Raw genomic sequence first — 15,184 nt, forward strand, 5'->3', positions numbered from 1 at the left:
GCCGCCCGCGCGGGCCTCGACCCCGCCGCCTGCCGGCTCGCGGGCGACGCCGTCGCGGCCGGGGCGGCGCGCATCCCGCTCGCCGCGCTCGCCGCCGAGGGCGCCCTCGAGGCGGTGGGCCGCGCCGACGGCACCCCGCGCTCGGTCGCCTTCAACGTCCAGGGCTTCCAGGTCGCGGTCCATCCCGGGAGCGGCGAGGTGCGCATCCTGCGCAGCGTCCACGCCGCCGACGCCGGGCGCGTCCTCAACCCGATGCAGTGCCGCGGCCAGATCGAGGGCGGGGTGGCGCAGGCCATCGGCGCGGCGCTCTACGAGGACCTGCGCGTCGACGGCGCGGGCCGGGTCGAGACCCCGAGCTTCCGCACCTACCACATCCCGGCGCTCGCCGACGTGCCCCGCACCGAGGTCCTGTTCGCCGACACCCACGACGCGGTCGGGCCGCTCGGGGCCAAGTCGATGAGCGAGAGCCCGTTCAACCCGGTCGCGGCGGCCCTCGCTAACGCCATCCGGGACGCGACCGGCGCCCGCCTCACGGCGACGCCCTTCGCGCCCGACCGGATCTTTCGCGCAGTGATGGAGCACGCCGGCCGCGGCGGCGAGGAGGCATGATGGACCTGAAGCGGGACGACGCGCTGACCCGGCCCCCGGGCTTCCTCGAGCGGACCTTCGGGCTCTCGGCGCACGGCACCACCGTGCGCACCGAGCTGCTCGCCGGCCTGACGACCTTCCTGACGATGGCCTACATCGTCTTCATCAACCCCAACATCCTGGGCGACGCGGGCATGCCGAAGGGCGCGGTCTTCGTGGCGACCTGCCTCGTGGCGGCGGTCGGCTCGCTCATCATGGCGTTCTACGCCAACTACCCCATCGCGCTCGCGCCCGGCATGGGGCTCAACGCCTACTTCGCCTACGTGGTGGTGCTCCAGATGGGCTACACCTGGCAGGCGGCGCTGGGGGCTGTGTTCATCTCCGGCCTCTGCTTCATGGCGGTGACGCTGACGGGCCTGCGGCGGGTGATCGTCGAGGGCATCCCGCGCTCGATGCGCATCGCCATCACGGTCGGCATCGGGCTGTTCCTGGCGATCATCGCGCTCAAGAACGCCGGCCTCGTGGCGGCGAGCCCCGCCACCTTCGTGACGCTCGGGGACCTGCACAAGCCCAGCACGGTGCTGGCGGTCCTGGGCTTCCTGATGGTGGCGGCCCTCTCGGTCCGGCGGGTGAAGGGGGCGCTCCTCGCCGGCATCCTCACGGTCACGGTCCTGAGCTTCGTCGTGGCCGACAACACCTTCCAGGGGGTGGTCTCGCTGCCGCCCTCCATCGGCCCGACGCTGCTTGCCCTCGACATCAAGGGCGCGCTCTCCGGGGGGCTGCTCAACGTCGTGCTGGTGTTCTTCCTGGTCGAGCTGTTCGACGCCACCGGCACCCTGATGGGGGTCGCCAACCGGGCGGGCCTCCTCGTCGAGGGCCGGATGGAGCGCCTCGACAAGGCGCTGATGGCGGATTCCTCCTCGATCTTCATCGGCTCGCTGCTCGGCACGTCGAGCACCACGGCGTATCTCGAGAGCGCCTCCGGCGTGGAGGAGGGCGGGCGCACCGGGCTCACCGCCGCCACCGTCGCCGTGCTGTTCCTCGCCTGCCTGTTCTTCGCGCCCCTCGCCGGCTCCGTGCCGGCCTACGCCACGGCGCCGGCCCTGTTCTACGTCGCCTGCCTGATGCTGCACGAGCTCGTGGAGCTCGACTGGGACGACCTGACCGAGGTGGTGCCGGCCTGCGTGACCGCGCTCCTGATGCCCTTCACCTACTCGATCGCGAACGGCGTCGCCTTCGGGTTCATCACCTACGCGGTGCTCAAGCTGCTCACGGGCCGCGCCCGGGACGTGAAGCCGATCGTCTGGATCATCGCGGCGGTGTTCCTGTTCAAGTTCGTGCAGACGGGCAGCGCCCATTGAGGGGCGCGGCGGTCCCGGGGACGGCCGGGCCACCCCGCACCGTGCCGGAGGCGGCGCGGCAGGGGCCCGGGCGCCGGCGCGGCCTCAAGGCATCAGCGCGAGGGCGTCCGTGAAGAAGCCCGGCCCGCCGAAATTCCCCGATTTCAGGGCCAGCAGCATGGCCCGGTCGGTGGTGCGCAGGACCGGCACGCCGGCGGCGATCTCGGGCCCGACCCGGAAGGCCGGCAGCCCGAGGCGGTCGACGACCGCGCCGGAGGTCTCCCCGCCGGCCACGACGAGGCGGCGCACGCCGTGCTCGACCAGGCCCTCGGCGATCCGCGCCATGGCGGCCTCGATGGCGTGGCCGGCGGCGTCGCGCCCGTAGCGGGCCTGGACCGCCGCGACCGAGTCCGGGCCGGCGCTGCTCGCGATCAGCACCGGGCCGGCGCCGATCCGCTCCGCCGCCCAGGCCAGCGCCGCCCCGGCCTCGTCCTCGCCGGCGAGGAGCCGCTCCGGGTCGAGCCGGCGCACCGGCATCTCGGCCTCGGCCCGGGCGATCTGCCCGAGGGTCGCCTGCGAGCAGCTCCCGGCCAGGCACGCGGCCGGCCCGCCGACCGCCTCGCCGAGGGCGCCGTCGGATGCCGCCGGCGCGACGCGCCCGCTCGCCACGAGCGCCCGGGCGAGCCCGAGGCCGAGGCCCGAGGCGCCCGTCGAGACCCGGTGCCGCAGCGCCGCGGCCCCGAGCACCGCGAGGTCGCGGTCGAGCACCGCGTCCGCGATGGCGGCGCCCTTGCCCTCGCGCGCGAGGGCGGCGAGCCGCGCGCCCACCGCCTCGGCGCCCTGCGCCACCGTGGCGAGGTCGACGAGCCCGACCGGCGCCCGGCTCTGGCGGGAGAGGACCCGCACGAGGTTCGAGTCCCGCATCGGGTTGAGGGGATGGTCCTTGAGCGGGCTCTCGGCCAGGGGCACCGCGCCCACGAACAGGTGGCCCATGTAGACGGTGCGGGCCGTCTCCGGGAAGGCCGGGGTGACGAGGGCGATCGCCTCGCCGGCATCCTCCCGCAGGGCGTCGGTGACCGGGCCGATATTGCCCGCATCCGTCGAGTCGAAGGTCGAGCAGACCTTGAACAGCACGTGGCCGGCGCCCCGCGCCCGGATCCAGGCCTCGGCCTCGCGCGAGCGCGCCACCGCCTCGTCGGCGGGGATCGAGCGGCTCTTGAGCGAGACCACGACGGCGTCGACCTCCGGCAGGGCGAGGTCGGGGCGCGGCACCCCGATGGCCTGGACCGTGCGCAGGCCCGCCTTGCTCAGGGTGTTGGCGAGGTCGGAGGCACCCGTGTAGTCGTCGGCGATGCAGCCCAGCGCCAGGGTCATGTGCGTCCTCCCGAGAGGGGTGTCCGACGAGGGATGGGCCGGCGCGTCGCGGCCCGCTCAGCGCGCATAGGGCGCGAACCAGCCGAGGCCCGCCACCGTGCCGGCCTTCGGGTTGTACTCGCAGCCGACGAAGCCGTCGTAGCCGAGGCGGTCGAGCTCGGCGAACAGGAAGGCGTCGTTCATCTCGCCCGTGCCGGGCTCGTGCCGGTCGGGCACGCTCGCGGTCTGGACGTGGCCCACGATGGGCATCAGCTCGCGCAGCCGCATGGTGACGTCGCCGTGCAGGATCTGGCAGTGGTAGAGGTCGAACTGGAGCTTCAGGTTCGGCCGCGCCAGCGCGCGGATGAGGGCGGCGGCGTAGCCGAAATCGTCGAGGAAGTAGCCCGGCATGTTGCGGGCGTTGATCGGCTCCAGCACGAGGTCGAGGCCCTCGCGGGCGAGGCGCTCCGCGCTCCATTCCACGGCGCGGCGGTAGGCGCTCGCCGCCCCGGGATCGGCGCGGTCGGCCATGCCGGCCATCAGGTGCAGGCGCTTCACGCCCGTCGCCGCGGCGTAGCCGAGGGCGGTCTCGACGCCGGCCTTCAGCTCCTCGAAGCGCCCGGGCAGGGCGCTGAGGCCGCGCTCGCCGCCCGCCCAGTCCCCCGGCGGCAGGTTGAACAGGGCCTGGGTCAGGCCGTGCCGGCGCAGCCGCTCGCCGATCGCCTCGGGCGGATGCTCGTAGGGGAACAGGAACTCCACCGCGGAGAAGCCCGCCTCGGCGGCAGCCGCGAAGCGGTCGAGGAACGGCAACTCGGTGAACATCAGGGTGAGGTTGGCGGCAAAGCGCGGCATGGATCCTCCCTCGGGGTGGTGGCCCCGCCTGCGGCGGGTGTCGTCGGGCCCGCCCCCGGCCCGGGCCTCGGGCCCGGATGCGGGCCCCTCGCTCTCATCCGGAGGCGCGGGCGCGGCGTCAACCGCGGCCGGGGCCGCGGCGTCACCCCGCCCCGCCCGGCAGCGGCGTCCCGGTCACCTGCGCGTAGAGGCGCGCCACCGAGGCGTCGTCGTCCCGGCCCATGCCGGCGGCCGAGGCCATCAGGAACATCTGGAGGGCCGCCGCCGCCACCGGCACCGGGAAGGTCTGGGCCCGCGCCATGTCCTGCACGATGCCGAGGTCCTTGACGAAGATGTCGACGGCGCTGCGGGGCGCGTAGTCGCCCTCCAGCACGTGCGGCATGCGGTTCTCGAACATCCAGGAATTGCCCGCCGAGGCGGTGATCACCTCGTAGACCCGGCGCAGGTCGAGGCCCTGGCGGGCCGCGAAGGCCATCGCCTCGCTCGCCGCCGCGATGTGGACGCCGGCGAGGAGCTGGTTGATCATCTTGAAGGCCGCCCCCTGCCCGGGCGCGTCGCCGAGCTCGTGGAGCGTCGCCGCCAGGGCGTCGAGGACGGGGCGCGCGCCCGCGAAAGCCGCGGCGCTGCCGGAGGCCAGGATCGTCAGCTCCCCCTGCGCGGCCCGCTGGGCGCCGCCGCTGATCGGCGCGTCGAGGTAGTGCCGGCCCGTGGCCTCGAGGCGGGCCGCGAGGCGGCGGGCCACCGCCGGGTCCATGGTGGCGCAGGACAGGAACACCGCGCCCTCGGGCATCGCCTCCGCGAGGCCGGGCGCGCCGTCCCGCCCGAACAGGACCGCCTCGGTCTGGGCCGCGTTGACCACGACGCAGACCACGGCCGAGGCCCCGGCCGCGGCCTCGGCGGGCGTCGCGGCCCCGCGCCCGCCCTCGGCGACGAGGCGCGCGACGGCGCCCGGATCGACGTCGCAGCCCGCGACGTCGAAGCCCGCGCGGCGCAGGGACTGCGCCATGCCGTAACCCATCGAGCCGAGGCCGATCACCGCGGCGCGGGCGGGCGTGTCGGTCATGCGTGTGTCCTCCCCGGATGGGGACCCGCCCGGAGGCATCCGGACCGGTCCCGGCGCACGGTCTGGTGCCGTGCGGCCGGGACGATCCTAGCAATCATTGGCAGCGCTTCCAATCACCCCGCTCGGGTGCGTTGAGCCCGCCCCGCAGACATGACATCGTGGCGCGAGGGGGAGCGCGTTCGGGGGACGGCATGGACGAGGCCGAGGGCGGGCGCCGGGATTACCGGGCGGAGGCCGAGCCGCTGACGCCGCGCGACGGCGCGGCGCGCCGCCCCGTCACCCTGGCGGACGTGGCGCGGGAGGCCCGGGTCGGCGAGAGCACGGTCTCGCGGGTGCTGCGCAGCCACGGCTCGTACTCGCAGAAGACCCGGGCGCAGGTCGAGGCGGCGGTGGCGCGCCTCGGCTACGTGCCGAACCGCATCGCCGGCACGCTGGCCTCGACGGGCTCGCGGCTGATCGGCATCGTGATCCCGTCGCTCACGAACATCGTCTTCCCGGACCTCCTGCGCGGCGCCACCGCGACCCTGGAGGCGGAGGGCTTCCAGCCGGTGATCGCCGTCACCGACTACGACCAGGACCGCGAGGAGACGGTGGTCGACTCGCTCCTGAGCTGGCGCCCGGCGGGCCTGATCGTCACCGGGCTCGAGCACAACCCCGGCACGGTGCGGCGCCTCGCGGCGAGCGGGGTGCGGGTGGCCGAGCTCCTCGACGTCGACGGGCCGGGCCTCGACATCGTGGTCGGCTACTCGAACCGCGCCGCCGGCGCGGCGAGCGCCCGCCACCTCGTCGGGCGCGGCTACCGGCGCATCGGCTACATCGGCCACGACCTCGGGCGGGACCGCCGGGCCGCCAAGCGCTACGCCGGCTTCCGGGAGGGCTTGGGCGCGGCCGGCCTCGCCCTCGCGGGCGAGGAGCGGATCGCCGCCCCCTCCTCCATCGAGGCCGGGCGCACCGGCCTCGCGGCGCTGCTCGCCCGGGTCCGGGACCTCGACGCCGCCTACTTCTCGAACGACGACATGGCGCTCGGCGGCTACTTCCACTGCCTCGCCCGCGGCCTCGCGGTGCCGGGGCGCCTCGCCCTGTTCGGCTACAACGGCCTCGACGTCGGCCGCCTGATGCCCCAGCCCCTCGCCACCATCCGCACGCCCCGGGTCGAGGCCGGGGCGACGGCGGCCCGGCTCGTCTGCGGCAGCGGCCCGGCCACGGTGGTGGATCTCGGTTTCGAGCTGGTCGAGGGCGCGACCGCCTGAGGAGAGGACGATGAGCGAGAGCGCCCTTCGCGAAACCATCTGCCGCTTCGGCCGCTCGCTGTTCGAGCGCGGCCTGACGCCGGGCTCGTCCGGCAACATCTCGCTCAGGCTCGACGACGGCGGCTGGCTCGTGACGCCGACCGACGCCTCCCTGGGCTTCCTCGACCCGGCCCGCATCGCGCGGCTCGACCGCGACGGGCGGCTCCTCGCGGGCGACGCGCCCACGAAGGAGATCCCCCTGCACGCGGCGCTCTACGACAGCCGCGAGGGCGCCCGGGCGATCGTGCACCTGCACTCCACCCACGCGGTGGCGGTGTCGATGCTGCCGGAGATCGACCCGCGGGCGGTGCTGCCGCCGCTCACCGCCTACAGCGTGATGCGGGCGGGGGCCGTCGCGCTCGTGCCCTACTACCGGCCGGGCGACCCGGCGGTGGCGGACGCGATCCGGGGCCTCGCCGGCGCCTACGCGTCGGTGCTGCTCGCCAACCACGGCCCGGTCGTCGCAGGCGCCACCCTGGAGGCGGCGGTGTACGCCACCGAGGAGCTGGAGGAGACCGCCAAGCTCTACCTCCTGCTGCGCAACCTCAACCCGCGCCACCTGACGCCGGCCCAGGTGGCCGACCTCGTGGCGCATTTCGGCCTGACCCTGCCCGACCACGGGCATTGAGCGGGCGCGGCGGGGCGCAGAACGATCACGGCGCGACGGCGCCCGGAACGGGAGGAACGGACGATGGGGAAGGCTCTGGACGGCAAGGTCGCCTGGGTGACGGGCGCCGGCAGCGGCATCGGCGAGGCCGCCGCCCTGGCGCTCGCGGGCGCCGGCGCCCGCACGGTCCTGACGGGCCGGCGCGAGGAGCCCCTGCGGGCGGTCGCCGCGCGGATCGGGGCGGCGGGCGGCGAGGCCGTGGTCGAGGCCGGCGACGTCACCGATGCGGGCCGCGTCGCCGCCGTCGCGTCCGCCATCCGGACGCGCTTCGGCCGCCTCGACGTGCTGGTCAACAACGCCGGCAGCAACGTGCGCGAGCGGCGCTGGGAGGTGCTGACGCCGCAATCCGTCGACGCGGTGGTGCAGGCCAACCTGTCGAGCGCGTTCTACGCCGTGGTGGCGGCCCTGCCGCTGATGCGGGCGCAGCAGGACGGCGTCCTCATCCACACCGCCTCGTGGGCCGGGCGCTTCGTCAGTCCGCTGAGCGGGCCGGCCTACACGGCCGCCAAGCACGCCGTGGTGGCGATGAGCCACAGCATCAACATGGAGGAGTGCATCCACGGCATCCGCTCGACCGTGCTGTGCCCGGCCGAGGTGGCGACGCCGATCCTCGACCGGCGCCCGGTGCCGGTGAGCGCCGAGGACCGCGCCCGCATGCTCCAGCCCGACGACCTCGCCGACCTGATCCTGTTCGTGGCGACGCGGCCGAAGCACGTCTGCCTCAACGAGGTGCTGATCAGCCCGACCTGGAACCGCGGCTACGTGCCGGAGGCCCGGGCCGCGACCTGAACGCCCGGCCGATGCCGGCTCGCCCGAATTACTCGGGCGGACCGAGCTTCTCGGGCCGCCCGACGTTGCCGGGCCGTCCGGTCTAGTCGGGAAGGCCGCTCCCCTGCGGCCGGACCGCGTCGCGCGAGCCCGGCTCCGCCGTGCGCGCCGGGGCCGCGCCGCCCCCGACCCCGGGTTGCGCGCCCGGCGCCTCGCCGCGGTGCAGGCGGCTCAGGAGCACGAGCATCCGCCCCGGCAGGGCCGTGTCCTCGGCCGCGAACGGGTTGGTCCTCGCGCGCCCGGACGGCCGGCGGGCGGGAGGCATCTGGCTTGCGGCGGAGTCATCCTGCCGAAGACGCTCACGAACTCGGATACGCATCGCGAAGTCCTTCAACGGCCGGCTTCTGCGGCCGGCGCGGGAATGAACGCCGAGCCCGGTCGCCGGTTCCCCGGCGGCCCGAGCGATGCCGCATCCCGATGACGGGGCGGTGACGGCGGGGGCCTGCGGGTGCTACAGCGCCCCGCATGCTCGAAGGCCTGCCGCCCCACCGACCCACCCACGTGCTGCGTCTCGACACGGACGAGCGCGCCGCCCGCGCCATGACCGACCTGATCGGCGAGGTCTTCGACCCGGGCGAGACCGCGGTGGCGGCCTTCGAGGCCGAGGACGGCCGGACCTGGCGGCTCGAGGCCTACTTCTCCGAGGAGCCCGACGAGGCGGCCGTGCGCGCGCTGATCCGCCCGATCGTCGGCGACGCCGCGGACGCGGCGAGCTTCGCGGCCATCGACCAGCAGGACTGGGTGCGGGCGTCCCTGGAGGGGCTGAAGCCCGTGCGCTCGGGCCGCATCCTGGTGCACGGCGCGCACGACCGCGGGCGGGTCTCCCCCAACGACCGGCCGATCGAGATCGAGGCCGCCCTGGCGTTCGGCACCGGCCACCACGGCACCACCCTCGGCTGCCTCGACGCCCTGGTGGACGAGACGAGGCGCCGCCGGCCCGCCCGCGTCCTCGACGTCGGCACCGGCACCGGCATCCTCGGCCTCGCGGCGGCGCGGCTGCTGCACGTCCGGGTGGTGGCCGGCGACCTCGACCCCGAGGCGGTGGCGACCGCGCGGGGCAACGCGGCCTTCAACGGCCTGGCGAACCGCATGGCCTTCTACGAGGCGCCCGGGCTGCGCTCGCCCCTGGCGAGCCGCGCGCGGGGCTTCGACCTCGTCTTCGCCAACATCCTGGCGCGTCCCCTGACCCGCCTCGCGCCCTCCCTCGCCCGCGCGGTGGCGACGGGCGGCACGCTCGTGCTCTCCGGCCTGATCCCCCGGGACGTGCCGGGCGTGCTCACGGCCTACGCCGCGCAGGGCTTCCGGCTGCGCCGGCGCCGCACCATCGAGGGCTGGGCGACCCTGGAGCTGCGCCGGGGCGGCAGCGCGCCGCGCCCCCGCCGGGCCTGACCGGCGCCGGGTGCGAATCAGCGATCCGCCCGCGCCGGCGGGGCGGGCCCGGGGACGCGCCGATGGCGGTGCGGTTCCGGCAATGTTGCATTTCAGACACATCCGGGGCTCGACTTCAGGTTGTTGCCGCCCTGTTAACCGATCGGTGGCAATTCGCCCGTTCTCAGTGCTTTGGCAATCTTGAGTTGAATGCCCGGGGCGGAACGCCGCCCCGGTCCCCGGCCGGGCAGATGTGCCGGGCGCGGCGACGCAGGCGTACGCGGTCCCGCCGCAGTCACGTCCCCCCGACTCTGCTCGGGAGTACAACATATGTTGGAAAGCTCGTTTGCTGCCGAACTGGCCTCATCTCCGCGCACGGCGTCCTTCGGGCGGTCAAGTTTCAGGTAAATCTCGCGATGCGGCACCGCGACCGCATCTGCCTGACGATGCAGAAGTCTGAAATTTAAAATTGAATTGGCCCGCGGATACGGTCTAACCTCGTCTGACAGAAAGCAGACCGGGTTGCCGCGGAGGCGAGCTTGCACAGCCATTCGGTGCGTGATTTTCAGACATTGCATGCAATCTGGCCGTCCATTCTGAATGGCTGCGAGGGCGTCGGGACCTGGGATTGGGATCTTGCGAGCGACATCGTTCACGCGGATCCCTCGATCGCCCCTCTGTTCGGCCTCGACCCCGCGGTGGCGCAGGCCGGCGCCCCCGTGGCGGCCTTCGCGGCCAGCGTGCATCCCGAGGACCGCGAGGAGGTCCTGCACCGGCTCTACGGTGCCGCCGCGGAGGGCGGCGCCTACGTGGCCGAGTACCGCGTCCGGGCAGTCGACGGCGCGACGCGCCGGGTCCTGGCCCGCGGCTGCTTCGAGCTCGACGCCTCCGGACGGCCGATGCGCGGGCGCGGCATCATCGTCGACACGACCGGCAGCCGCCTGGAAGGCTCGGACGCGACGCGGGACGTCGACGCGCCGGGGGCGCATCCGCTCGAGCGCGCCGTGGACCACTGCCTCGCGACCCGCGAGGCGATCACCGAGGTGAAGGAGCCGTTCCTGCTGAAGCTGACCGACATGCTGCTGCTCGAACTCGGGCGCGGCCTCGGCCGGCTGGCGAAGCGGGAGCGGACCCGGCGGATGATCTGAGGCCGGCCCCGCCGGAGCGCGCGAGGGGCGCCGGTCCCGGGGCCGGGTCCGCCGGGATTGCCCCCGAGGCCGAGACGCGGGCGTCCCGCGGCCGCGCCGCGCGCGGCGCGGCCCGTCGTCGATCCCCTGCCTCGCCTGGAACGCCGGGCGCCCCGCCGCGCGCGGCCGCCGCGGCCTTGTCCCCACCCTCGCGCCACGCCGCCGCGCCCGGAAGCCGCGCCCGGGCGCGGCGGCGCGCGCCGTCCGGCCCGGCACCGCGCGGGCGGATCCGGCGCCCCGCACGGGAGCCGCCCCGGCCTCCGGACCGGCGCCGCGGCTTTCGGCACGGGAACTGAACCAAGCCAGTTACCGCTTGTTGGAAACGGACGGGGCTCCGGGAGCACAACATCGACTAGCTTGTCCGTGCCCCGATGACGCTGGAGAAAGTCCGTCGATGAAAGCGCTCGTGTGGCACGGAACAACCGACATTCGTTGCGACTCGGTTCCCGATCCGACGATTGAGGACGGTCGCGACGCAATCATCAAGGTTACTAGTTGTGCGATCTGCGGATCCGATCTGCACCTCTACGATCACTTCATGCCGGGCATGAAGTCCGGTGACATCATGGGCCACGAGACCATGGGCGAAGTGGTCGAGGTCGGCCGGGACAACAAGGCGCTGAAGGTCGGCGACCGGATCGTCGTGCCGTTCACCATCATCTGCGGCGAGTGCGACCAGTGCCGACGCGGCAACTTCTCGGTCTGCGAGCGCACCAACCGCAACAAGGCGCTCGGCGACACCGCCTTCGGCCACACGACGGCCGGGCTGTTCGGCTACACTCACCTCACGGGCGGCTACCCGGGCGGCCAGGCCGAGTACCTGCGGGTCCCCTTCGCGGACGCGACCCACATCAAGGTGCCGAAGGGAATCCCGGACGAGAAGCTGCTGTTCCTGTCCGACATCTTTCCGACCGGCTGGCAGGGCGCCGTCCAGTGCGACATCCAGCCGGAGGACACCGTGGCGATCTGGGGCTGCGGCCCCGTCGGCCAGATGGCGATCCGCTCGGCGATCCTGCTCGGGGCAAAGCGCGTGATCGCCATCGACCGCGTGCCCGAGCGCCTGTCGATGGCGGAGGCCGGGGGCGCGGAGACGATCAACTTCGACGAGGAATCGAACGTCGTCGGCCGCCTGAACGACATGACGGGCGGCAAGGGCCCGGAGAAGTGCATCGATGCCGTGGGCCTGGAGGCGCACGCGACCGGCTCGCTCGACGCCGTCTACGACCGCGCCAAGCAGGCGATGATGCTCGAGACCGACCGGCCGCACGTCCTGCGCCAGATGATCATGGCCTGCCGCCCGGCCGGCGTGCTGTCGGTCCCGGGCGTCTACGGCGGCCTGCTCGACAAGATCCCGTTCGGCGCCCTGATGAACAAGGGGCTGACGGTCCGCACCGGCCAGACGCACGTCAACCGCTGGAGCGACGACCTGCTGCGCCGGATCGAGGAGGATCAGATCGACCCGTCCTTCGTCATCACCCACACGGTCGGGCTGGAGGACGGCCCGGAGATGTACCGCACCTTCCGCGACAAGCAGGACGGCTGCATCAAGGTGGTGATCAGGCCATGAGCCGCGCCCCCTCCCCGCCCTCCGGGCTCACGGCCGCCGCCCCGCCCGCGCCCCGCGGCGCCACGGGCCGCGGCGCCCATTCCGGCCACGAGCGCCTGGCCCGGGGCCTCGGCTGGTTCTCGATCGGGCTCGGCCTCGCCGAGCTGCTCGCCCCCCGCGCCCTGTGCCGCACCCTCGGGATGGAGGGCCGCGAGGCGCTGGTGCAGGCCTACGGCGCTCGCGAGGTCGCGACGGGCGTGGCGATCCTGATGAGCCACGACCCGACGCCCTGGATCTGGGGCCGGGTCGCGGGCGACGCCCTCGACCTCGCGACCCTGGCGACGGGCTTCGAGGGCGACAACCCGAAATCCGCCCACCTCGCCCTCGCGGCCGCCGCGGTGGCGGGCGTGACCGTCATGGACGTCGTCTGCGTGCAGGGCCTGACGGCGGACAAGCGGCCGGCGCGCCCGGGGGCCTTCGACTACCGGAGCCGCAGCGGCTTCCCGCGCCCCGCCGGCGCCATGCGGGGCGCCGCCGCCGGCTTCGCGGTCCCGGCGGACTTCCGGATCCCCGGCCCCCTGCGCCCCTGGCGGAACGGCCGGCCGGTTCCCGACGCGCCGGCCTGACCGCCGGACGGCGGGACCGGGGCGGGGCCGGCTCCGCGCCCCGTCACCCGGCGAGGAGGCGCTCCGCCGCCGCGCCCAGGACCCTGACGCCGAGCGCCAGGTCCTCCTCGCGCGTGTCCTCGGCCCAGTGATGGCTGATGCCGCCGACCGAGGGCACGAACAGCATCGCGGCCGGCATGATGCGGGCGACGTTCTGCGCGTCGTGGCCGGCGCCGGATGGCATGGCCTGCCAGCCTCCCGGGCAGAGCGCCTCGGCCGCCTCCGTCAGCGCCCCCATCAGGGCCGGGTCGCACAGGGCGGGCGTCGCCCGCGAGACGGCGACGAGGCGGGCGGTGCAGCGCTCGCGCCGGTTGCTCTCCCGGATCAGGGCGCGCAGCGTCGCCTCCATCCGCTCCAGCACCGGCACCGCGACGTCGCGGAACTGGAACATTACCTCGGCCCGGCCCGGGATGATGCTCGGCGCCCCCGGGTCGAGGGCGATGCGGCCGGTGGTCCAGGTGCTGCGCTCGCCGCACACACGCGGGAAGGCCTCGTCGATGGCGGCGAGCAGGCGCACGGCGGCGAGGCCCGCGTCCCGGCGCTCCGCCATGGTGGTGCCGCCGGCGTGGTCCTGCTGCCCCTCGATCACGATGCGCCACTGCCAGATGGCCACGATGCCGGTGACGATGCCGAGGCGCAGGCCCGCGCCCTCGAGCTGCGTGCCCTGCTCGATGTGCATCTCGAGGAAGCCCCGGTAGCGCTCGGGGGCGAGGCGCAGGCGCGGCAGGCCCTCGAGGCCGGCCGCCGCGAGGGCGTCCCGCAGGGGTGTGCCGTCCGTGCGGTTGCGGCTGGCGTCGATCTCCGCCTCCGCGACGTCGCCGATGGCGGAGCGGCTGCCCAGGAAGCCGACGTCGAAATGCCCCTCCTCGTCCGCGAAGGCGCAGACGTCGACCGGGAGGCCGGCCCGGGCGAGGGCCACGCCGGCGACGACGCCGAGGGCCCCGTCGAGCCAGCCCGCCTCGTTCTGGCTCTCGATGTGGCTGCCGACGAGCAGGTGGGGGCCGGGCCCGCCGTGGCGTCCGAGCACGGTCCCGACGCCGTCGATCGCGGGCGCGAGCCCGCAGGCCGCGAGCCGGTCCATGAGCCAGCGGCGCGCCTCCATGTCCTGGGCCGAGTAGGTCGGCCGGTGCACGCCGGTGCGGAACCGACCGATCGCGCGCAGGTCGTGCAGGTCGCGCAGGAAGGCGTCGGTGTCGATCTCGGGCATGGTCTCGCTCATCCTCGCGGCGGGGCGCCGGCCCGCCCGGCCGCGCCATGCAGGAAATGGGCGAGGCGGGGGCGCGGGAAAGCCGTGCGGGGCCCGCCGCGCCCTGCGGGCGGCGGGCGCCTCATCGGCGGCCGTGTTTGGAACGCTCCGGCCCCGCGGCCGGTTGGTCGAGCCCGAGCGCAATCGTCACGCGGGAGGGCGCCCCGGGGCGGCGCCCGGGCCGCAAGGAGACCATGGATGACCGACCCGAACCGAGACCGGACCGGCGCGCAGGCCGGCGACGCGGCGAAGCCCGATTCCCCGCGGCCGAACCTGCGCAGCTTCGACGCCTACGCGGATCGCAACGGGCAGGATATGGGCCAGGACGACCCCCTCGACCTGGCGCGGCCGGCCGACCTGCAGCGCAGGCTGAACGAGGATCCCGACTGGGACGCCGAGGTGGCCCGCATCGCCTCGGACCGCCAGCGCCTCGACGCCACGCAGGGCGGCAGCATCGCGACCGTCGAGGCGACCGAGGCCGAGACCCCGGCCGAGAACCTGCGGCGGATCAGCGACCCCTCGACCTCGAAGCCCGCCGACCGCTAGGGCCGGGCCCGTTCCGGTCGCAGTCCGCGGGATCCGCGGCGAACCGGTGCCGTCTGCGCCGGGCAGCGCTCGCGCCGACCGGCCGGGCGCTCCAGCTTCGCCCCTGCGTCACCCCGCCAGCGAGGAGGCAGGAGGCATGTCGGTCTTCACCATCGTCGTCGGACCCTGGCTCGTGATCGCGGCGCTCGACGCGCTGCGGATCCGGGGATCGCGCCCCCTGTAGGATCCGGGCTTCCCGGCCGCGGACCGCGCGCTCAGTAGCCCCGCGGCTCCGGTCCCCGGTAGGCCTGGGTCGGCAGGTCCGCCGAGAGCTTCTCGGCCCGGTCCGAGCGGTCCCCGGGCGATTGCGGCACGAGCCGGCCGCCGCTCGAGTCGGCCGCGGCCGCGAGGGGCGCGTCGGTGATGTAGCGCGGCCTCGCATCGTCCGCGAGGGCGCTGCCGCGCGGGACCGGCGCGGCGCGGGCCGCGGCGTCCCTGCCGGACGCGTCCTTGCCCGCCGCCTCCCGGCTCCCGTCGATCGGCGCCAGGTAGCGGCGCACCCCCGTGCCGCCGGCGTCGGAGGCCCGGACCGAGACGCCCGCGCCGGAGGTTGCGGGCGCGACGACCACCGCCGTGGCGGCGGGGGCGGCGCTCTCCGGTGCGGGCC

Annotated in this window: 14 protein-coding genes and 1 pseudogene; 10 read left to right on the top strand and 5 right to left on the bottom strand. The window is 74.9% G+C overall.

The window, feature by feature from the left end; translation table 11 throughout:
* Together DT057_RS29940 and DT057_RS29945 are read left to right on the top strand one after the other, a co-directional pair.
* Positions 1-609 (top strand): molybdopterin cofactor-binding domain-containing protein (locus DT057_RS29940; RefSeq protein ID WP_162501547.1); only part of this gene is annotated, 609 nt, incomplete at its 5' end.
* Entirely contained in the window at positions 609-1,949 is a 1,341-nt protein-coding gene (locus DT057_RS29945) for an NCS2 family permease (RefSeq protein WP_128565724.1), read from the top strand. The genes DT057_RS29940 and DT057_RS29945, both read left to right, overlap by 1 nt.
* An 84-nt stretch (positions 1,950-2,033) precedes the next feature.
* Here DT057_RS29945 and otnK read toward each other — a convergent pair whose 3' ends face one another.
* The 3 genes from otnK to ltnD form a co-directional block, all read right to left on the bottom strand.
* Positions 2,034-3,302, bottom strand: coding sequence for a 3-oxo-tetronate kinase (otnK, locus tag DT057_RS29950; protein ID WP_128565711.1), 1,269 nt, complete (start codon positions 3,300-3,302; stop codon positions 2,034-2,036).
* 57 nt (positions 3,303-3,359) lie between these two features.
* Positions 3,360-4,133, bottom strand: a complete 774-nt coding sequence (gene otnI, locus DT057_RS29955) for a 2-oxo-tetronate isomerase (protein ID WP_128565712.1) — start codon at positions 4,131-4,133, stop codon at positions 3,360-3,362.
* 142 nt (positions 4,134-4,275) lie between these two features.
* Complete coding sequence (ltnD, locus tag DT057_RS29960; protein ID WP_128565713.1) at positions 4,276-5,196, bottom strand: L-threonate dehydrogenase; 921 nt, start codon at positions 5,194-5,196, stop codon at positions 4,276-4,278.
* A 191-nt stretch (positions 5,197-5,387) separates the two neighbouring features.
* Between ltnD and DT057_RS29965 the strand changes: the two genes are divergently transcribed.
* From DT057_RS29965 to DT057_RS30000, 7 genes are all read left to right on the top strand, one after another.
* Positions 5,388-6,446: a LacI family DNA-binding transcriptional regulator gene (locus tag DT057_RS29965; RefSeq protein ID WP_128565714.1), complete on the top strand. Its 1,059-nt coding sequence runs from the start codon at positions 5,388-5,390 to the stop codon at positions 6,444-6,446.
* Between the two features lie 10 nt (positions 6,447-6,456).
* Positions 6,457-7,113 carry a 3-oxo-tetronate 4-phosphate decarboxylase gene (otnC, locus tag DT057_RS29970; RefSeq protein ID WP_128565715.1) on the top strand — a complete coding sequence of 219 codons (657 nt, stop codon included), beginning with the start codon at positions 6,457-6,459 and terminating at the stop codon, positions 7,111-7,113.
* Between the two features lie 63 nt (positions 7,114-7,176).
* Positions 7,177-7,941 (top strand): SDR family oxidoreductase, encoded by a 765-nt coding sequence (locus tag DT057_RS29975; protein WP_128565716.1) that lies wholly within the window; start codon positions 7,177-7,179, stop codon positions 7,939-7,941.
* A 504-nt stretch (positions 7,942-8,445) separates the two neighbouring features.
* Positions 8,446-9,369 (top strand): 50S ribosomal protein L11 methyltransferase, encoded by a 924-nt coding sequence (locus DT057_RS29985; protein ID WP_128565718.1) that lies wholly within the window; start codon positions 8,446-8,448, stop codon positions 9,367-9,369.
* 518 nt (positions 9,370-9,887) lie between these two features.
* A complete protein-coding gene (locus DT057_RS29990) occupies positions 9,888-10,496 on the top strand; it encodes a PAS domain-containing protein (RefSeq protein ID WP_128565719.1) in 609 nt (202 codons plus the stop codon).
* A 433-nt stretch (positions 10,497-10,929) separates the two neighbouring features.
* The gene (locus DT057_RS29995) at positions 10,930-12,102 is read left to right on the top strand and encodes a zinc-dependent alcohol dehydrogenase (protein WP_128565720.1); all 1,173 of its coding nucleotides are present in this window, start codon (positions 10,930-10,932) and stop codon (positions 12,100-12,102) included.
* Positions 12,099-12,707 carry a cyclase dehydrase gene (locus tag DT057_RS30000; protein WP_128565721.1) on the top strand — a complete coding sequence of 203 codons (609 nt, stop codon included), beginning with the start codon at positions 12,099-12,101 and terminating at the stop codon, positions 12,705-12,707. The genes DT057_RS29995 and DT057_RS30000 overlap by 4 nt, the downstream gene beginning before the upstream one ends.
* 43 nt (positions 12,708-12,750) lie before the next feature.
* Here DT057_RS30000 and DT057_RS30005 read toward each other — a convergent pair whose 3' ends face one another.
* Positions 12,751-13,953 (bottom strand): Zn-dependent hydrolase, encoded by a 1,203-nt coding sequence (locus tag DT057_RS30005; protein ID WP_128565722.1) that lies wholly within the window; start codon positions 13,951-13,953, stop codon positions 12,751-12,753.
* A gap of 237 nt (positions 13,954-14,190) precedes the next feature.
* On the opposite strand from DT057_RS30005, the gene DT057_RS30010 reads away from it, so the two are divergent.
* Complete coding sequence (locus DT057_RS30010; protein WP_128565723.1) at positions 14,191-14,538, top strand: hypothetical protein; 348 nt, start codon at positions 14,191-14,193, stop codon at positions 14,536-14,538.
* A gap of 254 nt (positions 14,539-14,792) precedes the next feature.
* Here DT057_RS30010 and DT057_RS35700 read toward each other — a convergent pair.
* A pseudogene (locus DT057_RS35700) lies at positions 14,793-15,184 on the bottom strand (hypothetical protein); the annotation flags it as partial.

The organism is Methylobacterium crusticola (genome assembly GCF_003574465.1).
GTDB classification, from domain to species: domain Bacteria; phylum Pseudomonadota; class Alphaproteobacteria; order Rhizobiales; family Beijerinckiaceae; genus Methylobacterium; species Methylobacterium crusticola.